23 protein-coding genes are annotated in these 22080 nt (G+C 70.2%); 8 read left to right on the top strand and 15 right to left on the bottom strand.

Going from position 1 to position 22080, the window contains the following annotated elements; all coding sequences use genetic code 11:
- Window positions 1-197: 197 nt before the first annotated feature.
- The 6 genes from OF819_RS08625 to OF819_RS08600 form a co-directional block, all read right to left on the bottom strand.
- Window positions 198-704, bottom strand: coding sequence for a fascin domain-containing protein (locus OF819_RS08625; RefSeq protein WP_267242794.1), 507 nt, complete (start codon window positions 702-704; stop codon window positions 198-200).
- Between the two features lie 391 nt (window positions 705-1095).
- On the bottom strand, window positions 1096-1992 hold the full coding sequence (locus tag OF819_RS08620) for a PDDEXK nuclease domain-containing protein (RefSeq protein WP_267242793.1): 897 nt from the start codon (window positions 1990-1992) through the stop codon (window positions 1096-1098).
- Window positions 1993-2107: 115 nt separating this feature from the next.
- On the bottom strand, window positions 2108-2272 hold the full coding sequence (locus OF819_RS08615; protein WP_267242792.1) for a hypothetical protein: 165 nt from the start codon (window positions 2270-2272) through the stop codon (window positions 2108-2110).
- Between the two features lie 150 nt (window positions 2273-2422).
- Entirely contained in the window at window positions 2423-2641 is a 219-nt protein-coding gene (locus OF819_RS08610; RefSeq protein ID WP_267242791.1) for a DUF397 domain-containing protein, read from the bottom strand.
- Entirely contained in the window at window positions 2634-2822 is a 189-nt protein-coding gene (locus OF819_RS08605) for a DUF397 domain-containing protein (protein WP_267242790.1), read from the bottom strand. The genes OF819_RS08610 and OF819_RS08605 overlap by 8 nt, the downstream gene beginning before the upstream one ends.
- Window positions 2823-2830: 8 nt before the next feature.
- Window positions 2831-3682, bottom strand: a complete 852-nt coding sequence (locus tag OF819_RS08600; RefSeq protein WP_267242789.1) for a helix-turn-helix domain-containing protein — start codon at window positions 3680-3682, stop codon at window positions 2831-2833.
- Between the two features lie 182 nt (window positions 3683-3864).
- Here OF819_RS08600 and OF819_RS08595 point away from each other — a divergent pair, with 182 nt between their 5' ends.
- The 4 genes from OF819_RS08595 (at window position 3865) to OF819_RS08580 (ending at window position 6890) form a co-directional block, all read left to right on the top strand.
- Window positions 3865-4305: an ATP-binding protein gene (locus OF819_RS08595; RefSeq protein ID WP_267242788.1), complete on the top strand. Its 441-nt coding sequence runs from the start codon at window positions 3865-3867 to the stop codon at window positions 4303-4305.
- Between the two features lie 65 nt (window positions 4306-4370).
- Window positions 4371-4814, top strand: a complete 444-nt coding sequence (locus OF819_RS08590) for a Uma2 family endonuclease (protein ID WP_267242787.1) — start codon at window positions 4371-4373, stop codon at window positions 4812-4814.
- A gap of 106 nt (window positions 4815-4920) precedes the next feature.
- Window positions 4921-5979 carry an NlpC/P60 family protein gene (locus OF819_RS08585; protein WP_323748909.1) on the top strand — a complete coding sequence of 353 codons (1059 nt, stop codon included), beginning with the start codon at window positions 4921-4923 and terminating at the stop codon, window positions 5977-5979.
- Window positions 5980-6116: 137 nt separating this feature from the next.
- Window positions 6117-6890, top strand: a complete 774-nt coding sequence (locus OF819_RS08580) for a phosphatase PAP2 family protein (RefSeq protein WP_267242785.1) — start codon at window positions 6117-6119, stop codon at window positions 6888-6890.
- A gap of 60 nt (window positions 6891-6950) precedes the next feature.
- Here the strand turns inward: OF819_RS08580 and OF819_RS08575 are convergent, their stop codons facing one another.
- A complete protein-coding gene (locus OF819_RS08575; RefSeq protein ID WP_267242784.1) occupies window positions 6951-8522 on the bottom strand; it encodes an FAD-binding oxidoreductase in 1572 nt (523 codons plus the stop codon).
- Window positions 8523-9064: 542 nt separating this feature from the next.
- Between OF819_RS08575 and OF819_RS08565 the strand changes: the two genes are divergently transcribed.
- On the top strand, window positions 9065-9931 hold the full coding sequence (locus tag OF819_RS08565) for a hypothetical protein (protein WP_267242783.1): 867 nt from the start codon (window positions 9065-9067) through the stop codon (window positions 9929-9931).
- 225 nt (window positions 9932-10156) lie between these two features.
- Window positions 10157-10342, top strand: coding sequence for a hypothetical protein (locus tag OF819_RS08560; protein ID WP_267242828.1), 186 nt, complete (start codon window positions 10157-10159; stop codon window positions 10340-10342).
- 83 nt (window positions 10343-10425) lie between these two features.
- On the opposite strand, the gene OF819_RS08555 is transcribed toward OF819_RS08560, so the two are convergent.
- The gene (locus OF819_RS08555; RefSeq protein ID WP_267242782.1) at window positions 10426-10809 is read right to left on the bottom strand and encodes a metal-sensitive transcriptional regulator; all 384 of its coding nucleotides are present in this window, start codon (window positions 10807-10809) and stop codon (window positions 10426-10428) included.
- 195 nt (window positions 10810-11004) lie between these two features.
- Here OF819_RS08555 and OF819_RS08550 point away from each other — a divergent pair, with 195 nt between their 5' ends.
- Together OF819_RS08550 and OF819_RS08545 are read left to right on the top strand one after the other, a co-directional pair.
- A complete protein-coding gene (locus OF819_RS08550; protein ID WP_267242781.1) occupies window positions 11005-11625 on the top strand; it encodes a DUF47 domain-containing protein in 621 nt (206 codons plus the stop codon).
- Window positions 11626-11631: 6 nt separating this feature from the next.
- Window positions 11632-12633: an inorganic phosphate transporter gene (locus tag OF819_RS08545; protein ID WP_267242780.1), complete on the top strand. Its 1002-nt coding sequence runs from the start codon at window positions 11632-11634 to the stop codon at window positions 12631-12633.
- A 240-nt stretch (window positions 12634-12873) separates the two neighbouring features.
- On the opposite strand, the gene pstB is transcribed toward OF819_RS08545, so the two are convergent.
- The 7 genes from pstB to OF819_RS08505 all read right to left on the bottom strand — a co-directional run bounded on the left by pstB (window position 12874) and on the right by OF819_RS08505 (window position 21801).
- Window positions 12874-13650 carry a phosphate ABC transporter ATP-binding protein PstB gene (gene pstB / locus OF819_RS08540; protein ID WP_267242779.1) on the bottom strand — a complete coding sequence of 259 codons (777 nt, stop codon included), beginning with the start codon at window positions 13648-13650 and terminating at the stop codon, window positions 12874-12876.
- A 21-nt stretch (window positions 13651-13671) separates the two neighbouring features.
- Window positions 13672-14748 carry a phosphate ABC transporter permease PstA gene (pstA, locus tag OF819_RS08535; RefSeq protein ID WP_267242827.1) on the bottom strand — a complete coding sequence of 359 codons (1077 nt, stop codon included), beginning with the start codon at window positions 14746-14748 and terminating at the stop codon, window positions 13672-13674.
- The gene (pstC, locus tag OF819_RS08530; RefSeq protein ID WP_267242778.1) at window positions 14748-15746 is read right to left on the bottom strand and encodes a phosphate ABC transporter permease subunit PstC; all 999 of its coding nucleotides are present in this window, start codon (window positions 15744-15746) and stop codon (window positions 14748-14750) included. Before pstC ends, pstA begins: the two co-directional genes overlap by 1 nt.
- 112 nt (window positions 15747-15858) lie before the next feature.
- Window positions 15859-17004 carry a phosphate ABC transporter substrate-binding protein PstS gene (gene pstS, locus OF819_RS08525; protein ID WP_267242777.1) on the bottom strand — a complete coding sequence of 382 codons (1146 nt, stop codon included), beginning with the start codon at window positions 17002-17004 and terminating at the stop codon, window positions 15859-15861.
- A 345-nt stretch (window positions 17005-17349) separates the two neighbouring features.
- The gene (locus OF819_RS08520) at window positions 17350-17817 is read right to left on the bottom strand and encodes an NUDIX hydrolase (RefSeq protein ID WP_267242776.1); all 468 of its coding nucleotides are present in this window, start codon (window positions 17815-17817) and stop codon (window positions 17350-17352) included.
- Window positions 17814-19514 (bottom strand): CHAD domain-containing protein, encoded by a 1701-nt coding sequence (locus OF819_RS29230; RefSeq protein ID WP_416370491.1) that lies wholly within the window; start codon window positions 19512-19514, stop codon window positions 17814-17816. The genes OF819_RS08520 and OF819_RS29230 overlap by 4 nt, the downstream gene beginning before the upstream one ends.
- A gap of 25 nt (window positions 19515-19539) precedes the next feature.
- The gene (locus tag OF819_RS08505; RefSeq protein ID WP_267242775.1) at window positions 19540-21801 is read right to left on the bottom strand and encodes an RNA degradosome polyphosphate kinase; all 2262 of its coding nucleotides are present in this window, start codon (window positions 21799-21801) and stop codon (window positions 19540-19542) included.
- Between the last annotated feature and the right edge of the window lie 279 nt (window positions 21802-22080).

Here is a 22080-nt window from a genome sequence, read left to right as displayed (position 1 = left end):
GGATGTTTCGGCACTCACCGAACCTCCGAGGGGGCGGGCCTGGCCTGCTGAAGGCCGATCTGACAGAAAAGTGCCTTCTCCGCCTCCCTGCGGAGAAGGCACTTTCGCGTTTCCGGGGGGGTACCCCATGTCACGTACGTTTTCGCGATGAACCATGCGCGAAACCGAGTGTGAGATTCTCCCGGGCGACCCGGCCATCAGGCCCTGTCGAGATAGAACTTCTCGTGCTCGCCGCCGTCGGCGTTGACCTGGCAGTTCACCGTTCCTCCGGGGCCGGTGGCGGTGGTCACCCCGCTGTCGGTCACCATGCGCAGGTAAATGCCCGGGAAGGCCGCCGACTCGAAGGAGAACGAACCATCCGCCTGGGGGCGAAGGTGGTACTTCTCGTAGGGGTGGGCGCCGTATTGACAGTTGACCTTCCCGCCGCCGGCCATGGTGGCGGGGACCCCGGTGCCGTCCATGCGCAGGAACACGTTCGGGAAGGCCGCCGACTCGAAAGCGTACGACCCGTCTGCCTGTGGCCGGACCTTGTACGTTGTCCAGGGGCCGGTGCCGTACTGGCAGTTGACCGTCCCGCCGCCGGGGTCGGTGAAGGACGTCACCCCGGTCCCGTCCATGCGCAGGTAGATGTTCGGGAAGAACGTCGACTGGATCGTGATGGGCGTGTCCCCGAGCTTTGCGAGGTCAGCTGCCGATAAAGGCATGATTGCCTCTCCTTCGGTATAGGTGTGCCGTGGACGAGTCGAATTCAGTGCCGATGGCGGCAGTCTTTGCGGCGCTGAATGCTGGGACAGCGGATTGCAAGGGGCCAAACCACGCGGCCTCATCAGCTCTATGAGCAACTCCCCGCAGAAAGGAAGCCCGCCGAATCGCGGATAAGGCGGCATCGCAGCCGCCGTCTATGTCACCCCGCCCCCCTATTCCCTGCCCCCACAGGACTGAACTCACTGTATTCGCGGGAACACAGCCTGTCCACCCCTCGTGCTTCAGTGAGCCTTTTTCGGCCTTTCAGTGAAGTATGAAAGTTGTCCTGACATCGTGTGCCCTGCCGGGAGCGCCGGGAGCGCCGGAAGCGTAGGAGTGAATCGCCTGACGTCATGGGTATTCGTCGAGGACGGACTGGGTGAGGCGGAGCAGGTCCTGCTCGGTGGGCATGTGGGTGCGGACGCGTGGGGGCAGGGCTGCGTAGGTGTTGACCGCGGGGGAGTGGGTTCGGCCCCGGAGGGCGATGCGGCAGGTGGGGGTGGTGTCGGAGGTGTTCAGCTGGAGGCCGAGGGTTGTGTCGTCGCGGTCCGGGTCGCGGATCAGGTGGTCGACCAGTTCGAGGTAGAAGCCGAGCTTGCCGGTGTCGTCGCGGCGGGTGGGCGGTTTCGTTCTGAGTTCGATGACGACGTAGCGGCGCAGCCTGAGGTGATAGAAGAGCAGGTCGATGTGGAACTTCTCTCCTCTGATCGTGACCGGGTGGCGCCGGCCGACGAAGGCGAAGCCGAGGCCCAGTTCGGTGAGGAAGTGGACGAGGCTGGTGGCGAGGGTGTCCGCGAGGCTGCGTGACAGGTGCAGGCGCTGGGCGATCGAGCGCTGCAGCGTGGCGCGGGACCAGCCGTGGCGGTCCGCCGCCGAGGCGTAGAAGTCCAGTTCGGAGCGGGCCTTCAGATGGGTGACCAGGACCGTGATGTGGCCCCAGGGCAGCCGGGACACCGGCTGCTGTGTGATGGGTTCCGGCCAGCTCCTGGCCATCTGTTGCATATAGAGCAGGTTGCGGCGGGAGAAGCCGCGCTGATGCGGGAACGCCGTCCTCAGGTCGGCGGAGAGCCGGTGCACGACCTTGGTGTGCCAGTCGGCCTCCTTCTCGTGGCGGAGGATGCAGCGGCCGATCTCCCAGTACGTCTCGGTTCGCGAGCGGGCATGGGGGCAGGCGACGGTCTCCTTGACCTCGTTCAGCAGGTCCTCGTACCAGGAGACGCTGTCCGGCCTCTCGTTGGTGTGCGGCATAATGCAGAGCTTTGCCCAATGCTCTGCATATTCGTATGGCACTGGCCCGGATGTCTACCGAATGGGTGAAGTCCGGCCCGCCCAGGTGACTCGGGCGGGCCGGACTGCTGCACGATTAGCGGATGGCCACCATGTAGCCCAGCAGCGCCGCGGCGATCGCCAGGAGGGCGATGAACGTCAGGGTGGCTACCGTGCCGCCCGCGTCGCCGGAGCGGCGCGAGGACTTCTTCCCCGTGGTGTGCGCGTTGCTCGTGCTGGCTGCGTTCGCCAGGTTCTTCACTTGTGCTCCTGTGCTGCTTGCCCCGCCGTGGTCACCGGTGGGTGTCTGACCTCAGCCTTCGTGGCTGTGTGACACAGAGTAGTTGCATCTGGTCCAGACCACTTGACTGGGGTCGCAGCTTGGCCGGAAGCGGCCTATCGCTCCATGAGTCTACGGCTCGACAAAGTGATCGAACTCCCCAGCTCGCACGCCCAGTACGAAGGCGTCCCACTTGCGCCGGGTGGTCGTCACGACCGTGTCCGGATCGCTCGTCTCCCGCAGATAGACCGCGTCGTCCTCACCGTACGCTACCTCGATCCAGGGGCCCGGGCCGGTGGCCCCCTCGGGGGCGGCGCGGATCCAGTCGAGGCCGGGGGGCACGTCAGACATGGTTCTCCTTGACTGCGCCGAGCAGCGCGGTGAATCCCTGGCGGGTGGCGGAGAGTATGGCTCCGGCCGGGTCGGCGCTCTCGGTGAGTCTGACCGTGCGGTCGGCCGGGTCGCGGCTTACGTGTATGCAGGACTCGCCTTCGCCGCAGTACGACGACTTCTGCCAGCTGGGGGACAGCATGGGGCTCCTCACAGGTTCTTGATGATGGCGTGGATGAAGTCACGGGAGGCGGAGGGTGTCAGCGCCAGGTTCTCAAGCCGCTCCAGCACTCGGCGGTACTTGTCCAGTTGGGCCTCGGCGTCGAGCAGGGTCATGCCGTGGGACTGGTCGAGCTGGACCGTGTCCAGCCGCGGCACTGGTCCGTGCACGTAGTAGATGTGCTGGCCTGCACCGGGGTAGCCCCCGGCCTCGAAGGGGATCACTTGGATGGTGATGTGCTCGTGCTCGCCCATGGCGAGCAGATGACGCAGTTGCTGCCGGGCGACGTCAGGGCCGCCGAACCTCATGCGCAGGGCGGCTTCGTGAACGATGGCCTGGTACGGGGGTGGGGCGTCCCTGTGCAGTACTGCTTGGCGCTTCATGCGGAATGAAAGCCGGTGTTCGATCTCGGGCTGCGTCAGTTCCGGGACCACCTGGCGGAAGATCTCCAGCGCGTGTTCGCGGATCTGGAGCAATCCGGGGAGGCCCGAGGTGTGGGCCGTGCGCAGGGCGTGCCCATGGTGTTCAAGCTCGGCGAGGTCCAGCAGCCCAGGAGACAGGATGTCGCGGTACGCCTCCCACCAGCCCCGCCTGCGCTCACCGGTCATCGAGGCGAGGGCGTCGACGAGGGCCTGGTCGGGGCAGTCGTAATGGCACGCCAGGGTCCGTACGCGGTCGGCGCTCACGCCGTACCGGCCGGCTTCGATGTTGCTGATGCGTGCCTGGTTGCCGCCGAGCAGCTTCGCGGCCTGTGTGGCGGTGAGCCCGGCGCGTTCCCGGAGCCTGCGGAGTTCGGTTCCGAGCCGTTGCCGCCGGGCCGTTGGGATGGTGCTCGGGTTCATCAACTGCTCCCCGGTCCGGATCACTCGTATGGGTGTACTTGGGAATCAAATCCATGGATTTCATGGAATGTATTCCATGAAGCACCGTAGCGTCTGTACCAGGACGACGCCCGGAAGTGCACCGCTAACGCAGCGGCAGAGCCACCGGGCTCCCAACATCCGCTCCGCGAAGGAGACTTCCGATGGCAACCGTAACGCCGCCCTGGGCCTACACCCTCCAGCTCCCGCACGACCCCCGCGGCCCCGGCGTCGCCCGTCAGACGCTGCGGACCGTGCTCGCCGCGTACGGCATGGGCGGCGGGCAGATGGCCGAGGCGGCGGAGGCCGTTGCCGGGGAGATGGTGGTCAACGCGTATCTGCACTCCGACGGGCCTTATACCCTCCGGCTGCGGTCCATGGAGCCCGACCGGCTCCGGGTCAGCGTGTGGGACGGGAATCCGGACATCCCGCCGCCCTTCCAAGGGGCGCACGCGCCCGGTGCGGCCCCGCACGAGGAACGCGGGCGCGGGCTGCGGATCGTCGAGGCGTACGCGGATCGGGTCGGGGCGTATCCCCTCGGGGACGGCGGGCTCTTCGGGGAGGGCGGCGGAAAGCTGCTCTGGGCGGAGTGTCGGGGCGGCTGAACCGGGCCCGGGCGTCGTTACGCTGCTGGAGCCCTTGCCCGGCAGAAGGAGCGGAAGGAGCGGACATGCACCAGCCCAGGCGCGGCAAGCACGCGGAAGTGGTGCGGGTGCTGCGGCGGCAGATTGACGCCGACGCGCACAAGGGGCTGGCCGCGTACGAGGTCGTGTCCGTCCGGGGGCGCGGCGGCGGCATGGGCGATGCGGTGACCGCCGACCTCGCCGTACTGCCCGCGGCCTGGGGCGAGAGTGACGACACCCTCGCCGATGCGCACAGCGTGGCCCTCGCCGTCGACGTGGCGGCGGAGGAGGGGCAGATCGCCCGGTACGCCGGGGCCGGTGTGCCGGTCCTGCTCGTCGTCGATCCCCGGCGCGGGGCCTGGACGCTGTACGACCGTCCCGAGGGCGGCTCGTACCAGGGGGCGCACCACGGGCGATACGGCGACGACATCCCCGTCCCCGAGCCCCTTTCGCTCGCCCTCGCCACCGGACTGCTGCCCCGGTACGCCTGACCGCCCCTCCGGGCCCCACCGCGCTGCCGCGGCCCCCTCCTGCCGTACCGGCTGCCGACCTAGACTGACGTGAGCGGACACCCCTGTGACCGAAGGGCGGCTGACGGTGCGTAAGGCGTGGGCAGTGGGGGGCGTCTGCGTCGGGCTGTGCCTGGGTCTTGTCGCGCTGCTCGTCGTCGGGACGTACGCGGCGGCCGCCGGGCTCGTCGGCGGAGCCGGCAAGAGCGGTGCGGTGGCGCTCGCCAAGGGGGCCGTGCCCGCGCGGTACCAGGGGCTCGTGCAGACGTGGGGGAACCTGTGCCCCGCCATCAACCCCGCGCTGCTCGCCGCCCAGCTCTACCAGGAGAGCGGCTGGAACCCCCGCGCGCAGAGCCATGCCGCCGCCCAGGGCATCGCGCAGTTCATCCCCGGCACCTGGGCCGTGCACGGCATCGACGGGGACAAGGACGGGGACCGCGACGTCTGGGACCCGGCCGACGCCATTCCGTCCGCCGCCTCGTACGACTGCAAGCTGGCCGAGTATGTGAAGGACGTGCCGGGCGACCCGACGTCCAATATGCTCGCCGCCTACAACGCGGGCGCGTACGCCGTCATCAAGTACCAGGGCGTGCCCCCGTACCGCGAGACACAGAACTATGTGAAGGTCATCCGCACCCTGGAGAAGAGCTTCGCCCGGCCTGTCGGACGGGTCCAGCCCTCGCGGCAGGCGGCCGGGGCCATCTACTTCGCCCAGCAGAAGCTCGGCGCCAAGTACCTCTGGGGCGGCGAGGGCACGCCCGAGGACGGCGGGCGGTTCGACTGCTCGGGGCTGACCCAGGCCGCGTACCGCACCGTCGGCATCGAGCTGCCGCGGGTGGCGAACGACCAGTACAACGCCGGGCCGCACCCCGGCCGGGACGAGCTGCTCCCGGGCGATCTGGTGTTCTTCTCCGACGATCTGACGAACTCGCGGGCCATCCGGCATGTGGGGATCTATGTGGGCGGCGGGTACATGATCAACGCGCCGTACACCGGAGCCGTCATCCGTTTCGACAAGATCGACACTCCCGACTACTTTGGCGCCACCCGAGTCACCGAGGACGGCGCCAAGGCGCTCCCGAAGGATCTGCCGACAGGTCTGACGCCGGAGCAGCCGTCGTCCTCCGCGGGCGACTCGCAGTCATGAGCCGCGTTTCCGTCTCTCTTGGATAACGTCATCGTGATCATTCCGTGGAGAGCGGAACGCGCGGCAGGAAGCGGCCGTTCCGTAGAGACGGCAGGGTTACGGAAGCGAAAGCAGGGTCGCAGCAGATGTCGCAGCGGATGGCTGGACTCGCAGTCGACGGGGGCAACCCGGACGTCGGTCTGCTCTTTGACATCAACGGCCTGACCGAGGACACGCCTTCGTGGTTCGACCGCGCCATGACCTTCGTCGGGGAGTACGGAATCCTCCTCGCCCTGGTGCTCACCATGCTGTGGTGCTGGCTCAGCGTGCGGCGGCGCGGCACCCCTGAGGACTCGGTCTCCGCCGTCGCCGGGCTGATCTGGACGCCGCTCGCCGCGGGCGTCGCGCTGCTCGTCAACATCCCGATCCGCGGCTTCGTGGAACGCCCGCGGCCCTTCCTCGACCACCAGGGCCTGGACGTCCTCATCGACGGCAAGACCGACTACTCCTTCGTCAGCGACCACTCCACCCTGGCCATGGCCATCGGGGCCGGACTCTTCCTCGCGCACCGGAAGTTCGGCTTCGCGGGCATCGGGCTGGCACTCGCCGAGGGCTTCTGCCGCGTCTACATGGGCGTCCACTACCCCACCGACGTCATCGGCGGCTTCGCCCTCGGCACCGCCGTCGCGCTGCTGCTCGCCCCGCTCGCGCTCGCGCTGCTCACCCCGTTCGTCTCCGCGGTCGCGGCGTCCGGGCGGTTTGGGCGGCTCGTACGGTCCCGGCGGGCCGGTTCCGGTTCCGGCTCCGGCGGCGGCCGGGGGCAGCGCGCCGCGGGGTCCGCCGCGGATGCCGGCGCGGACTCCTTCGGGGTTCCGGAGCCGCGCACCGGCGGGCCCGGGCCCGGCGCCTGCGAGAACGACCTCGCGGCCTGACGGGCGGGGACGCGGCCCCCGTCGCCCCCGTCCCCCTCCGGCCTCGACCCCCGGCCCCGGCTACAGCGCCTGCGCGAAGTCGAACAGCCGGTCGGGGTCGTACTGCTGCTTGAGCCGGGTGAGCCGGTCGAGCGCCGGGCCGTAGTACGCCTGCCGCCAGTCCCTCAGCGAGGGGTCGGGATAGTTCTGGTACGCCGCCCCCGACGCATACGGCCGCATGGCGGCGTGCGCGTCGCGGAGCCAGGACCGCTGGGCCGTCCCCAAAGTGCCCGCCCGCCACGAGGCGATGTACTGGACGAGCACCCGTGAGCGGCGGTGTACGAAGGCCGTGGCCAGCGGGTCCACCCGGTTGACCGCGCCGCCGAGCGCCGTGAGCAGCAGGGTGCCCGCGCCGCCGCCCTGCGCCACTGTGATCCGGGTGAACGCCTCCGTCTGCGCGATCAGCGTGCGCAGCCCGGCGGAGGCGAGGTCGCGGTCGAAGAAGTCGGAGGCGGCGGAGTACGTCTCGCGCTGAAGCGTTCCTTCAGGACTGCGGCCGGGCGTGGTTCCCGCGAGCCGGCACTGGTCCTCGGTGAGCCCGAGGCAGCCGGCGTTCGCCAGCATCGCGTCCTGGAAGCTGCGGTTCCGGAAGGCGGCGTTGGCCGCGGGCGCGCCGACCCGGCCGACGAGGCGGTCCACCGCGTTGCGCAGCTCGCTCTCCGCGCCGAGGGAGAGCATGTTCACCGAGACCGTGGGGGTCACCCCGCCCGCGCCCGCCGACAGATGCAGCGCCGACCAGATCTCGTCCGGCTGGTCGGGGCCCCAGCGCTGCCAGGCGTCCAGCACGGCCTGAGCCCTTGACCAGGGCCAGGTCAGAAACGCGGCGACGGTGGCGGGGGCCGGGTGCGTACGGAAGCGGAAGCGCGTGACCACGCCGAAGTTGCCGCCTCCCGCCCCGCGCAGCGCCCAGAACAGGTCCTTGTTCTCGTCCGCGTCGGCCGTCAGCACCCGTCCGTCGGCGGTGACGACCGTGGCGGACGTGAGGCTGTCGCAGGTCAGCCCGTACGCCCGCGAGACCACGCCATGGCCGCCGCCGAGCGCGAGACCGGAGACGCCGACGGTCGGGCAGGAGCCGCCGGGGATGGTGCGGCCGTGCCCGGCGAGGGACTCATAGACGCCGATCAGCTTCGCGCCCGCTCCGACGGCCCCGTCCGCCGTCACTTCGTCGAGCGAGGAGACGTCGATGACCAGCCGGCCGTCGCCGGAGGACCAACCGCCGTAGGAGTGCCCGCCGTTGCGGATGGCGACCGGGGTGGCGTGGGCGCGGGCGAACGCCAGGCACTCCTTGACGTCGTCTTCCCCCGCCACATACGCCACGGCCGCCGGTTTCAGGCCGTCGAAGCGTGTGTTGTAGAGGAGCCGGGCGGTCGGGAACTCGGCGTCGCCGGGCCGGACCAGCGCGCCGTCCAGACCGCGGGCAAGCGCGGTCCAGTCGGCGGGCGGCGGTGAGCCGGTGCCGCCGCCGGTGGGCGACGGGGTACGGGCGGGGGTACGGGCGGGCGTGGCGGTGGCCGTGGCCGTGCTGCCGCCGGTCGCGGTGCAGCCGGTCGCGGTGGCCGCCGTCGCGGCGATGAGGAACGTACGCCGGTCCACGGCGGCCTCCGGGGGGTCAGTCGGGTGCCGGCGCTGTCGGCGGTGTCGTGGGCGCCTGGGGCGTCGGCGGCTGCGGCAGATGCAAGGCCGCGTCGGCTCGGGCCCGTTCCCGTGAGCGGCGGGCCGGGCCGCGCCATCCGCAGGAGCAGTGGGCGTGGGCGAAGGAGCCGTTCTCCGTGGTCGAGGGGGAGTGCGCGGCGGACTCGCCGCTGGCGTCGGCTCCGGCATCGGCTCTGCTGTCGTCTCTGGCGATGTGTCTCGTGTCGTGTAGCGGTGCGGGCGGCGTTGCCGGGGCGGCGGTGCGGGGCGCTGGCTGAGGCACGGTCCAACGGTACTCGGGGCGCGGGGCCGCCGCGTCCCGTCGACGCCTGCCCCGGCAACGCCTGCCGCGTCGACGACCGCCGCGTGGACGCCCGCTGCGTGGACGCCTGCCCCGTCGACGCCGCGTGACGGCTTGCCCCGGGCCGTCGTTAAGCGGGCGGGAGGGGTCTCGTACAGGCAAAGTCGGCAGACCACGGCCGGGCGTTGGGGGTTGGCAGGCGATGGCAGTGCAGCAGCACAGGCACAGGGGCGGGGCGGACACGACCCGGACGATCGCCGTCGTGGCGGCCGCCGTGCTGGGCGTGGCGGTGGCCGTCGGCTGCTCCGGCGGTGCGGACACGGTCGCCGAGGGCGCGACACGCGACGGCGACCGGCCGCGGGACGGCTCCCCCGGCGAGGTTCGCGAGGCCGCGGACAAGCTCGCCGGGGCGGGCAGCGCCCTGGCCCGTACGTCCATGGAGATGGCGTCGGGAGGCACCCGGCTCACCATCCGAGGCGAGGGCGGCTACGACTTCAAACGGCGGATGGGGCGGCTGACGGTGGTGCTGCCCGAGGACCCCACCGGCGCGGAGGCAGGGCGTCCCGTCACCGAACTGCTGACGCCCGGTGCGCTGTATATGAAGAACCGCGGCGCGGGCGTGCCCGCCGACAAGTGGGTCCGGATCGACACCACGACCCTGGAGGACGGCAACCTCGTCACGGGCGGCGCGACCGATCCGCTGGCGGCCGCCGAGCTGCTGCGCGGCGCGCGGGACATCGCATACGTGGGCGAGGAGACGCTGTCCGGCGCGACGGTGCGGCACTACCGCGGCACCGCGGACATCGCGCAGGCCGCCAAGGCCGCGGAGCCGCATGCGCGCGCCTCGCTCGCCGCGGCGGCGAAAGGGTTCGCCAATGACGCGGTCCCGTTCGACGCGTACGTGGACGACAAGGGGCTGCTGCGCAAGGTGCGCCATCGGTTCAGCTTCGTCAACGAGGGGCGCACGGTGGATGTCACCTCCACCACCCTGCTCTTTGACTTCGGCTCCCCGGTCACGGTGCAACTGCCAGACAAAAAGGACATTTACTCGGGGAAGATCAGGGCTTAAATGGTCCAGACGTGTCATGCGCCGCGCGTGTATCGCTCCCTACGCTGGGAAGTCGGCAGTTGGCACGTCAGCAGAAGCCGACACGCCGGCAGGGGCCGGCACGTCGGCGGAAGCCGACCTGTCGGCAGAGCACGCAGGCAGCATCGCAGGCCGCACGAAGGCATGGTGGGAACGCACGGCAGGAAGAGGTGAGTGCACGTGGCCCCGAGCAGCGCGACCGCGACCATGACAGCGAACGCGACGGCAAGCGCGACCGTCCAGGATCATGTGGCCCTCGCCGAGATCGAGCTGTGCGGGGAGCTGATGATCGCGGCGTCGGCCGCGAACGAGGAACGGCTCAGCCCCGACCGCATCGACGAGGTGCTGAAGGTGGCGGCTGAGCGTTCCGCGCTCCTGGCGGCCCTGGAGTGACACGCGCCGAAGTGCCCTGCCATGGACTGACCGCCCCGGCAGGCCCCCGGGAGTGACCCCGGCAGGCCCGGCAGGCCCCGGCTTCAGGTGCGCAGCAGGCGGGCGATCGCCTTCGTCGCCTCTTCGACCTTCGCGTCGATCTCGTCTCCGCCCTTCAGCGCCGCGTCCGCCACACAGTGGCGCAGATGCTCCTCCAGAAGCTGGAGTGCGAAGGACTGCAGGGCCTTCGTGGACGCGGACACCTGCGTGAGTATGTCGATGCAGTAGACGTCTTCCTCGACCATCCGCTGGAGACCGCGGACCTGTCCCTCGATCCGGCGCAGTCGCTTGAGGTGCTCGTTCTTCTGCTTGTGGTACCCGTGCACCGCGTGGTCTGCGGGCTCGGCGTGGTCTGCGGGGGCTGTGGCGTGGGCGGGGCTGTCGGCTGGTTCGGTGACCGGGGGGCCGGCCGCCTCGGTGGTCGTCATCGCGTCCTCCCGTTGTCCGAAAAGGGATCCGATACCCCTCGTGGGTATATCGTAACGAATCGTACGAGAACGGGGCGGGCCCCCGTGCTGATCACTGTGCCTGATGGGCGACACTGGGGACTTGCCGGTTAGCTGTGGCCGGATGATGCGCCTAGCATCAGCCTGACCCACCCCAAAGCACCCCGAGGACCCCACGTGCGTTTTCGTCTGACCCCCAGGGAGACGAGCTTCTACGACATGTTTGCCGCATCCGCGGACAACATCGTCACGGGCTCGAAGCTCCTGATGGAAATGCTCGGGGCGGACGCCTCCGCCCGGGCCGAGATCGCGGAGCGGATGCGGGCAGCGGAGCACGCCGGGGACGACGCCACGCATGCGATCTTCCACCAGCTCAACTCCTCGTTCATCACGCCGTTCGACCGCGAGGACATCTACTCCCTCGCATCGTCGCTCGACGACATCATGGACTTCATGGAGGAGGCCGTCGACCTCGTCGTCCTGTACCAGATCGAGGAGCTGCCCAAGGGGGTCGAGCAGCAGATCGAGGTCCTGGCGCGGGCGGCGGAGCTGACGGCGGAGGCCATGCCGCATCTGCGGACGATGGACAACCTCACTGAGTACTGGATCGAGGTCAACCGTCTGGAGAACCAGGCCGACCAGATCCACCGCAAGCTGCTGGCGCACCTCTTCAACGGCAAGTACGACGCCATCGAGGTCCTCAAGCTCAAGCAGATCGTGGATGTGCTGGAAGAGGCCGCGGACGCGTTCGAGCATGTCGCGAACACGGTGGAGACCATCGCGGTCAAGGAGTCCTGAGGCTTAGTGGACACCCTTGCCCTGATCGTGACCGTTGGGGTCGCGCTCTTCTTCACCTATACCAACGGCTTTCACGACTCCGCGAACGCCATCGCCACCTCGGTGTCCACCCGCGCGCTGACGCCCCGAGCCGCGCTGGTGATGGCGGCGGTGATGAACCTCGCGGGCGCCTTCCTGGGCAGCGGGGTCGCCAAGACCGTCAGCGAGGGCCTGATCGAGACGCCCGAGGCCAGCAACAAGGGGATGGGCATCCTCTTCGCGGCGCTGCTCGGGGCGATCGCCTGGAACCTGATCACCTGGTACTTCGGGCTGCCGTCGTCCTCCTCGCACGCGCTGTTCGGCGGCATGGTGGGCGCGGCGCTCGCGGGCGGCACCGAGGTGATCTGGAGCGGGGTGCTCGAGAAGGTCGTCATCCCGATGTTCGTCTCGCCGATCGCGGGCCTGCTGGCCGGCTATCTGGTGATGACCGCGATCATGTGGATCTTCCGCAAGGCCAACCCGCACAAGGCGAAGCGCGGCTTCCGGATCGCCCAGACGGTCTCCGCGGCGGGCATGGCACTCGGCCACGGCCTCCAGGACGCCCAGAAGACCATGGGCATCGTGGTGATGGCCCTGGTCATCGCGGATGTGGAGGACTTCGGCGACCCGATCCCGCTATGGGTGAAGATCGCAAGCGCGGTGATGCTGTCCCTGGGCACCTACGCGGGCGGCTGGCGCATCATGCGGACGCTCGGGCGCAAGATCATCGAGCTGGATCCGCCGCAGGGGTTCGCGGCGGAGACCACCGGTGCGTCGATCATGTTCGGCGCGGGGCTGATGTTCCATGCGCCGATCTCCACGACGCATGTCATCACCTCGGCGATCATGGGCGTCGGCGCGACGAAGCGGGTGAACGCGGTGCGGTGGGGCGTCGCGAAGAACATCGTGATGGGGTGGTTCATCACGATGCCGATGGCGGCGCTGGTCGCTGCGCTGAGCTATGGGCTGGTGTGGCTGGCGTTCGCCTGACCGGTGTGCCGTGGGGTCGGGTGTTGCTGGGGGTCCGGGGGTTATCCCCCGGGGGAATGCGGTATCGCGATGCCGATGGCTGCGTTGGTGGCTGCGCTGAGCTATGGGCTGGTGTGGCTGGTGTTCGCCTGACGGCTTGAGGCACAGAAATGGGCCCGCCCCCTCTGGGAGTGAGGGGGCGGGCCTTTTTTCGTCTTGCGGTGGCACCGCCATGCAGCACCGCGAGACGGTCCTTGGGGGTTATCCGAAGCGGCCCGAGATGTAGTCCTCGGTCGCCTGGACCGACGGGTTGGAGAAGATGCGCTCCGTCTCGTCGATCTCGATCAGCTTGCCCGGCTGGCCCACGGCCGCCAGGTTGAAGAACGCCGTGCGGTCCGAGACGCGCGCCGCCTGCTGCATGTTGTGCGTCACGATGACGATCGTGAAGCGTTCCTTCAGCTCGCCGATCAGGTCCTCGATCGCCAGCGTGGAGATCGGGTCCAGCGCCGAGCAGGGCTCGTCCATCAGCAGCACATCCGGCTCGACCGCGATCGCGCGGGCGATGCACAGACGCTGCTGCTGACCGCCGGAGAGGCCCGAGCCCGGCTTGTTCAGCCGGTCCTTGACCTCGTTCCAGAGGTTCGCGCCGCGCAGCGACTTCTCGACGATGTCGTTGAGCTGGCTCTTCTTGTAGTTGCCGTTCAGCCGCAGGCCCGCCGCGACATTGTCGAAGATCGACATGGTCGGGAAGGGGTTCGGCCGCTGGAAGACCATGCCGACCGTACGGCGTACGGCGACGGGGTCGACGCCGGAGCCGTACAGGTTCTCGTCGTCCAGCAGCACCTTGCCCTCGACGCGGCCGCCGGGGGTGACCTCGTGCATCCGGTTCAGGGTGCGCAGGAACGTGGACTTGCCGCAGCCGGACGGGCCGATGAAGGCGGTGACGGAGCGGGGCTCCACGGTCATCGAGATGTCCTCGATCGCCTTGTGGGAGCCGTAGTAGGCGGTCAGGCCGCTGACGTCGATTCGCTTGGCCATTTAAATCACTTCCAGATGGCCTTAGCGGCCGGTCTTCGGGGCCTTCCAGCGGGCGATGCCGCGGGCCACCAGGTTGAGGAGCATGACGAAGGCGATCAGTACGAGGGCGCCGGCCCAGGCACGCGCGATGGAGGCGTCGGTGCCGACGGCGTACTGCTCGTACACATACAGCGGCAGGGATGCCTGAGCGCCTTCGAAGGGGTTCGGGTTGATCAGCTTGGTGCCGAAGACAAGCAGCAGCACGGGGGCCGTCTCACCGGTGATACGGGCGATCGCGAGCATGACGCCGGTGGTGATGCCGCCGATCGCGGTGGGGAGCACCACCTTGAGGATGGTCCGCCACTTGGGGACGCCGAGCGCGAGTGACGCCTCGCGCAGCTCGTTCGGGACGAGCTTGAGCATCTCCTCGGTGGAGCGGACCACGACCGGCATCATCAGGATGGCGAGCGCCAGCGAGCCGGCGAATCCGGAGGGCCCGAAGCCCAGCATCAGATTCCAGGTGGCGAGGATGAACAGACCCGCGACGATCGACGGGATGCCCGTCATCACGTCCACGAAGAACGTAATGGCCTGCGCCAGCTTCCCGCCGCCGTACTCGACCAGGTAGATCGCGGTCAGCAGGCCGATCGGCGCGGCGATCAGGGCGGCGAGCGCGACCTGCTCGATGGTGCCGAGCAGCGCGTGGTAGAGACCGCCGCCGGGCGCGGCGTCGAGGACGCCGTTCATCGAGTGGGTGAGGAAGTACGGGTCGAGGACTTCGATGCCCTTGCTGATCGTGACCCAGGACAGGGAGAGCAGCGGGACGATCGCCAGGATGAAGGAGACCCAGATGACGCTGGTGGCCGCCCGGTCCTTGGCCTGCCGGGCGCCCTCGACCCTGGTGGTGATCGCAAAGCTGGCGAGTACGAAGATCAGCGCGGCCAGCAGGCCCCACTGGACCTTGCTGTGCCAGCCGGCCGCCAGGCCCAGGCCACAGCCCGCGGCGATCGAGGCGACCGCGATGGCGGGCTGGGCCCAGCGCGGGAGGCGGGCGTGCGAAAGGTGGTTGACGCGCTGGACCGCGGCCGGGCGGCGCTGGTCCTGGATGGTCTGGCTCATCATGCGTTGGCCCCCGAGTACTCCTTGCGGCGGGCGATGATCATTCGGGCCGCGCCATTGACCAGCAGCGTGATGACGAACAGGACCAGACCGGAGGCGATCAGGGCGTCGCGGCCGAACTCGTCCGCCTCGTTGAACTTGGCGGCGATGTTCTGGGCGAACGTTCCGCCACCGGGGTCGAGCAGATGCCCGGAGATCAGGAAGCTCGGGGAGAGGACGACCGCGACGGCCATGGTCTCGCCGAGTGCGCGGCCGAGGCCGAGCATGGAGGCGCTGATGATGCCGGAGCGGCCGAAGGGCAGCACCGACATCCGGATGACCTCCCAGCGGGTGGCGCCCAGCGCCAGCGCGGCCTCCTCGTGCATCTTCGGCACCTGGAGGAAGACCTCACGGGTCACATTGGTGATGATCGGCAGGATCATGATCGCCAGCAGGATGCCGACGGTGAAGAGGTTGCGGGCGACGCCCTCGCCGGACTTGTCGAAGATGTACGTCCAGCCCATGTACTGGTCGAGCCACTTGTTGAGGCCGTCCAGATACGGGACGAGGAAGATCGCGCCCCAGAGGCCGTAGATGATCGACGGCACGGCGGCCAGCAGGTCGACGACGTAGGCGAGCGGGGCGGCCAGCTTGCGCGGCGCGTAGTGCGAGATGAACAGCGCGATGCCCACCGCGACCGGCACGGCGATCACCATGGCGATGATCGAGGAGACGATCGTGCCGAAGGCGAGGACGGCGATGCCGAAGACCGGCGGGTCGCCGGCCGGGTTCCAGTCGAAGGTGGTGAAGAAGTTGCCCTCGTTCTTCGAGATCGCGAGGGCCGCGCGGTAGGTGAGGAAGGCGGCGATCGCGGCCATGATCACCAGCAGGGTGATGCCGGAGCCGCGGGACAGGCCCAGGAACACCCGGTCGCCCGGGCGGACCTTGTTCCTGGCCTTGGAAGTCTCTATGGCCGGCCCCTTGGGGGGCGGCACTTCGGTGTGAGCAGTTGTTGCCATCGATTTTCTCCGGTCTGCGGAGCTGTGCGGCTCCTGGCGGCGGTGCACCGGATGCCGGGGCCGGCCGGGTCCCTCACGGGTGTGTGGTGGACCCGGCCGGCCCCGGTCGGGGTCAGGACAGGGTGGGGACGATCTCGCGGACCTTGGCCGCGATCTCCGCCGGCAGCGGGGCGTAGTCGGCGTCGGCGAGGACCTTCTGGCCCTCGTCGCTGACGGCGTAGTTCAGGAACGCCTTCAGGGCCGGCAGGGTCTCCGCCTTGTTGCCCTTGTCGCAGGGGATCTCGTAGGTGACCAGGATGATCGGGTAGGCGCCCTCGGCCTTGGTGGCGTAGTCGAGCTCCAGGGCCAGGTCGTTGCCGGTTCCCTTGACCTTGGCGGCGGCGATGGCCTTGGAGGCGTTCTCGGTGGTCGCCTTGACCGGCTCGCTGGCGCCGGTGTCGATGCTCACGGTCGGGATGGACTGGGCGGTGGCGTAGGAGAGCTCGAAGTAGCCGATCGAGTTCTCAGCGCCCTTGACGGCCGCCGCGACGCCGGAGGAGCCGTTGGCCGCCTGGCCGCCGGGGGCCTCCCACGACTTCGACTTCGGGTCGTGCTTCCACTCGTTCGGAGCGGACGCGCTGAGGTACGCGTGCAGGTTCTGCGTGGTGCCGGACTCATCCGAGCGGTGGAAGGCCTGGATCTCGGTGTCCGGGAGCTTCGCGTCGGGGTTGAGCTTGGCGATGGCCTCGTCGTTCCACTTGGTGATCTTCGAGTCGAAGATCTTGGCGAGGGTCGGGCCGTCGAGGACCAGGTTCTCCACGCCGGGGAGGTTGTAGCCGATGGCGACCGGGCCGCCGACCATCGGGAGGTTGATGCCCTTGCCGTCCTTGCAGACCTTCTGCGACTCGGTGACCTCGTCCGGCTTCAGGGCCGAGTCGGAGCCGGCGAAGGCGACCTGGCCCTGGGTGAACTTGGTGATGCCGCCGCCGGAGCCGATCGACTGGTAGTTGATCTCCACACCGGAGCAGGCGGCCTGGAAGTTCTTCACCCACAGGTCCATGGCGTTCTTCTGGGCGCTGGAGCCCGCCGCGAGCAGCTGGCCCTTGGCGTCGCCGCAGTCGATGTTCGACGTGGCCGCGGTCTTCTCACCGCTGTTGCCGCCGCTGCCGTTGCCAGGGGCGTTGTCGTCCGAACCACACGCCGTGAGAACCAGGGCGCCGGAAACGGCGAGGGCGCCGAGCGCGGTCGCGCGAAGTCCGTTCTTGCGCTGAAGCTTCACTATCGGGTGTTCCTTCCAGGAGCCGCCGTGACGCAGACCGATGTCGGAAACGTATGGCGGCGTGCGTCGGGGTGAGGTGGTGCAGCAGTGCGCTGGTCACCGTGTACGGCCGAAATTAAGCAGATCAGGTGAAGCCGCAAACCGGGGAGGGTGAACGGAAGGTGAACCGTGCTAGGCGGCTGGGTGCTGAGGTCGGGCGGCTGAGGTCATACGGGGTTCCGTAGCCGTTCCGTGTCCGGCCCGTTATGAGGCTGTTGTGCGGATAGCGCACGGGCCGGAACGAGTGCCCGGGGCCGGCTGTCGTGCCACCGTCGTCACGCGGTCGTCACGGTGCGTCACTTGCCGTCAGGCCGAGCGGAGCGCGTCGAGCAGCGCGTCCACCAGTTTTCGGTCACGTGGCTGGGTGAGCCGGTGACGGGCCGCCGCCGGGGGGAGCCAGACGATCTGGTCGACCTCGTGACCCGCGGCGAAGGAGCCGGTGGTGGCCTCCGCCGCCCAGTACCGGACCTCCTTGGGGCGGCCGTTCGCAACATAGCGGACCGTGGGCAGCCGGGCGCCCGGGACACAGCGGTGGCCGGTCTCCTCCAGCACCTCGCGCAGCGCGCAGGAGAGGGCGTCCTCGCCGCGCTTCAGCTTCCCCTTCGGATGCGACCAGTCGCCGTATTTCGGGCGGTGTACGAGACAGATCTCGATGCCCTCGCCTGCGTACGGGGTGCCCTGGGCGTAGCCGTGCGGGGAGCGCCGCCACAGGACGCACCCGGCCGCCAGGACCGTGGCCGTGTCCTCGCCCGTCTCGGGGCCGCCCGTGTTCATGACACCGTGGCCGGGGCTGCGGCGGCCGTCTGCTGCCAGACCTGCTGGAACGCGAAGCGGGCGGCCTCCACCTCATGCCGCTGATCCGCGTGCAGCACGCCCAGCGCGTACGCGGTGGCCGGGGCGATGCGCGGCGTGCGCGCCGCCGCGGCGGCGGCCGCGGCCGCCTCGGCCGCGTCCCGGTGCCGGTCGAGAACCCGTCCGGCCTGGCCGAGCACCGGATCAGCGGTCTGCGGGTGCAGCACCTCACGCGCGTACCGGTGCAGCCGCAGCAGTTGGCGCACCTGATGCCACGGCGCGTCCTGCGCCTCACCGGCCGGCGGCGCGGACAGGCCGTGGACCAGCGCCTCCGCGTTGTACGGGTGGGCCGCGCGGGCCAGCGGAAGCGCGGCGACCGCGTCCAGCAGCAGCCGCTCCGCGAGCTGCGCGGGGCGGACGAGCGCCTCGGCGGCCGACGCCCCGGCCGCCGGGGTGAGCGGCAGCTCGGAGGCGAGGACGGCGACGGCGTCGGCGACCGCGTGGAAACGGGACGAGCCGAGCGCCTGCAGCGCGGCGGAGTGGGCGCGCGTCCGGGCGAGGGTGAGCTGCCGCTCCAGCAGGGCCCCGGCACGGGCGGCCCCGACGGTGAGCGAGCCGGTGCCGGCGGTGGTGCGGCCGTGGGCGTTGGGGGCGGTGGCCCTGGCGGCGGGGGTGACCGGCTGGCGGGTATGGGAGGCGGCGGCCTTGGGGGTGGCGGTGTTGCCGGTGGCGGTCGGCTCGTGGGCGCCGGGGGGCGTCCGGCCGTCGGCGTGCCCGGTGGCCGTCGGCTCGTGGGCGCCGGGGGCGGTGGCCTTGGGGGTGGCTTGGGTGGTGGTGTTGCCGGTGGCGGTCGGCTCGTGGGTGCCGGGGGGCGTCCGGCCGTCGGCGTGCCCGGTGGCCGTCGGCTCGTGGGCGCCGGAGGAGGTCGTCTCCGGTACGGCTCCGATGCCGGCGCGTCCCCCGGCAGCGTCGGCCCCCGCGGCCGCGCTCCCCGTGCCGCCCGTGTCACCAGGTCCTCCCGTGGCCGTCTCCTGGGCCGACGGCGCCCCGCCGTCCCGGGAACCTCCGGGGGCCGCGGAGCCCGAAGACCCCGCGCCTTGCCGGGCCTGCGCCCCCGCGGCCGCGCTCCCGGCGTCGGCCCCCTGAGCCCCCTGAGCCCCCTGAGCCTGCGGGGCCTCCCGGGCGGGGTCCCCCTTGCGCGCCGCCGCGCCGCCCGACGGCGGCAGCGTCAGCTCCGCACGGGCCGGGGGCAGCGGAACCGCGCCCGAAAGGCGGGACAGGGCGTCCAGCAGCCGGGACAGCCGGGAGATGCAGGCGTGCTCCTGGGCGAGCGTGGCGGACAGCCAGGCCAGCTCCGCACGCAGCTCGTCCGCCCATACGGGGTCCAGCAGCGGCCGGAACGTCTGCAGCGTCCCGCCGATGCGCCGTGCCGCCATCCGCAGCGCCAGCGCCGCCTCGGCCGTGGCAGCCGTGTCAGAACCGCTCTCGCCGTGCAGCCGCAGGCTGCGCAGAAAATCCCCCGCCTGGGCATGGAGATACCGGCCGAGGGCCTCACCGGCCGTGACCGCCTCCAGCGGCTCCAGGGCCTCCAGGGCCTCCAGCGCCTCCGGGGCCTCCCGGACCTCCAGGCCCGGGAACCCCGCCGGGTCCCCGCCCCCCGTGGAGCGGGGTTCGATCACCGCGGCAGGGTCCTGCCGGGAAACTTCAGGGCTGTGCACGCCGGCGCCTCCGGGCGTCAATGAGCATCTCCTGTACATGCCGCAGCGGCTGGCCGTCGGGGTCCGTGGCGTGCCGGGTCCAGGCTCCGTCCGGGCCGAGGTGCCAGGAGGAGGTGGAGTCGGACATGCCCGTCTCCAGCAGCCGGTTCAGGGCCGCGCGGTGGGCCGGGTCGGTGACCCGGACGAGCGCCTCGATACGGCGGTCGAGGTTGCGGTGCATCATGTCGGCGCTGCCGAGCCACACCTCCGGCTCTCCGCCGTTGCCGAAGACGAAGACCCGGGAGTGCTCCAGGAAGCGCCCGAGGATCGAGCGGACCCGGATGTTCTCCGACAGGCCGGTGACTCCGGGGCGTATCGCACAGATCCCGCGCACCCAGATGTCCACGGGCACGCCGGCCATGGACGCCCGGTACAGGGCGTCGACGACGGCCTCGTCCACCATCGAGTTGACCTTGATGCGCACCGAGGCGGGGCGTCCGGCGCGATGGTGGGCGATCTCCTTGTTGATACGGGAGATCAGCCCGTCGCGCAGCGACTTGGGGGCGACCAGCAGCCTGCGGTACGTCTCCCGGCGCGAGTAGCCCGACAGCCGGTTGAACAGATCCGACAGATCCGCGCCGACCTGCGGGTCCGCGGTGAGCAGCCCCAGGTCCTCGTACAGCCGGGCCGTCTTCGGGTGGTAGTTGCCGGTGCCGACATGGCTGTACCGGCGCAGGGTCTCGCCCTCCTGCCGGACCACCAGCGACAGCTTGCAGTGCGTCTTCAGCCCCACCAGGCCGTAGACGACATGGCAGCCGGCCTCCTCCAGCTTCCGCGCCCACTTGATGTTGGCCTGCTCGTCGAAGCGGGCCTTGATCTCGACGAGGACGAGGACCTGCTTGCCGGACTCGGCGGCGTCTATCAACGCGTCCACGATCGGGGACTTGCCGGAGGTGCGGTACAGCGTCTGCTTGATCGCCAGCACGTCCGGGTCGGCCGCGGCCTGCTCCAGGAAGGCCTGCACGGAGGTGGAGAAGGAGTCGTACGGGTGGTGCAGCAGGACATCCCGTTCGCGCAGCGCCATGAAGATGTCGGGCGCGGAGGCGGACTCCACCTCGGCGAGGTCGCGGTGCGTGCCGGCGATGAACTTCGGGTACTTCAGCTCGGGCCGGTCCAGCGCGGCGATCCCGAACAGACCGGTGAGGTCCAGCGGACCGGGCAGCGGATAGACCTCGGACTCGGAGATCTTCAGCTCGCGGACCAGCAGATCCAGGACGTACGGGTCGATCGACTCCTCGACCTCCAGCCGCACCGGCGGGCCGAAGCGGCGGCGCAGCAGCTCCTTCTCCAGCGCCTGAAGGAGATTCTCGGCGTCGTCCTCCTCGACCTCCAGGTCCTCGTTCCTGGTCACCCGGAACATATGGTGCGCAAGCACCTCCATGCCGGGGAACAGCTCCTCCAGATGCGCGGCGATCACGTCCTCCAGCGGGACGTACCGCTGCGGGGAGGCCTCCAGGAAGCGGGAGAGCAGCGGGGGGACCTTCACCCGGGCGAAGTGGCGGTGTCCGCTGACCGGGTTGCGGACGACGACCGCGAGATTGAGCGAGAGGCCGGAGATATACGGGAACGGGTGCGCGGGGTCCACGGCCAGCGGGGTCAGCACCGGGAAGATCTGCTGGCGGAACAGCGTGAACAGACGCGCCTGCTCCTTCTCACTGAGCTCCGGCCAGCGGATGATGTGGACGCCCTCGTCGGCCAGCGCGGGGGCCACGTCCTGCTGGTAGGCGGCGGCGTGCCGCGCCATGAGCTCGCGCGAGCGGGTCCAGATCAGATCGAGCACCTCGCGGGGCTGCAGCCCCGAGGCCGAACGGGTGGCGACGCCGGTCGCGATGCGGCGCTTCAGCCCGGCGACGCGGACCATGAAGAACTCGTCCAGGTTGGACGCGAAGATCGCGAGGAAGTTGGCGCGCTCCAGCAGCGGGGTGTTCGGGTCCTCGGCGAGCTCCAGGACCCGCTCATTGAAGGCGAGCCAGCTCCGCTCGCGGTCCAGGAACCGGCCCTTGGGCAGCTCCCCGTCGTGCCTGGCGTCCGGGCCGTCCCCGTTGCTCACCTCGTATCCGTCCAGGTCAGCGTCGATGTCGGGCTCCAGGTCGGAGACCGTGGCGGCGGTGGCATGCGGACGGTGCGCGGCGATCGAGCCGACGGACGGCTGCGGCTGCGGCGGCTGGGACTGCTGCGGGACCGGGACCTCGGCGGGCTGCTGGCTCATGAACCCATTCTTCCGCGCCATGGGCAGCTCAGGCGCGTCGGAGAGGTCTGAGGTGAGGGGATTTCTCCCGTTGGGGGCGGCGGGCACAGCGGGCTGCATTGAGTGAGGGTCGCAAGGGAGGCTGAATGGCCGGTAACGAGGACATGACGTCCTGGCAGCGCGGGGCGCGTCTCCGGCGGGGCGGTGGCCCTCGCGGGTGCGGGTCCTTTCCCACCCTCCCGCCCTCTCGGGTGCGGGGGCTTCGCCCCGCGCACCCCCTGGCGGCGCTGCGCGCCGTGC

It is taken from the genome of Streptomyces sp. PR69, from assembly GCF_026420845.1.
Taxonomy (GTDB): Bacteria; Actinomycetota; Actinomycetes; order Streptomycetales; family Streptomycetaceae; genus Streptomyces.
Note: the sequence above shows the minus strand (reverse complement) of the source record. Positions and strands in the feature narration are given on the sequence as shown.

Bases quoted from the DNA above. Each gene is read 5' to 3' on its own strand.
- OF819_RS08560 (WP_267242828.1), top strand. From the start codon at position 10,157: ATGACAGCGAACGCGACGGCAAGCGCGACCGTCCAGGATCATGTGGCC.
- OF819_RS08590 (WP_267242787.1), top strand. From the start codon at position 4,371: ATGCACCAGCCCAGGCGCGGCAAGCACGCGGAAGTGGTGCGGGTGCTG.
- OF819_RS08580 (WP_267242785.1), top strand. From the start codon at position 6,117: ATGGCTGGACTCGCAGTCGACGGGGGCAACCCGGACGTCGGTCTGCTC.
- OF819_RS08505 (WP_267242775.1), bottom strand. From the start codon at position 21,801: ATGAGCCAGCAGCCCGCCGAGGTCCCGGTCCCGCAGCAGTCCCAGCCG.
- OF819_RS08625 (WP_267242794.1), bottom strand. From the start codon at position 704: ATGCCTTTATCGGCAGCTGACCTCGCAAAGCTCGGGGACACGCCCATC.
- pstB (WP_267242779.1), bottom strand. From the start codon at position 13,650: ATGGCCAAGCGAATCGACGTCAGCGGCCTGACCGCCTACTACGGCTCC.
- OF819_RS08600 (WP_267242789.1), bottom strand. From the start codon at position 3,682: ATGAACCCGAGCACCATCCCAACGGCCCGGCGGCAACGGCTCGGAACC.
- OF819_RS08595 (WP_267242788.1), top strand. From the start codon at position 3,865: ATGGCAACCGTAACGCCGCCCTGGGCCTACACCCTCCAGCTCCCGCAC.
- OF819_RS08610 (WP_267242791.1), bottom strand. From the start codon at position 2,641: ATGTCTGACGTGCCCCCCGGCCTCGACTGGATCCGCGCCGCCCCCGAG.
- OF819_RS08620 (WP_267242793.1), bottom strand. From the start codon at position 1,992: ATGCCGCACACCAACGAGAGGCCGGACAGCGTCTCCTGGTACGAGGAC.
- OF819_RS08565 (WP_267242783.1), top strand. From the start codon at position 9,065: ATGGCAGTGCAGCAGCACAGGCACAGGGGCGGGGCGGACACGACCCGG.
- pstC (WP_267242778.1), bottom strand. From the start codon at position 15,746: ATGGCAACAACTGCTCACACCGAAGTGCCGCCCCCCAAGGGGCCGGCC.
- OF819_RS08520 (WP_267242776.1), bottom strand. From the start codon at position 17,817: ATGAACACGGGCGGCCCCGAGACGGGCGAGGACACGGCCACGGTCCTG.
- OF819_RS08555 (WP_267242782.1), bottom strand. From the start codon at position 10,809: ATGACGACCACCGAGGCGGCCGGCCCCCCGGTCACCGAACCAGCCGAC.
- OF819_RS08605 (WP_267242790.1), bottom strand. From the start codon at position 2,822: ATGCTGTCCCCCAGCTGGCAGAAGTCGTCGTACTGCGGCGAAGGCGAG.
- pstA (WP_267242827.1), bottom strand. From the start codon at position 14,748: ATGAGCCAGACCATCCAGGACCAGCGCCGCCCGGCCGCGGTCCAGCGC.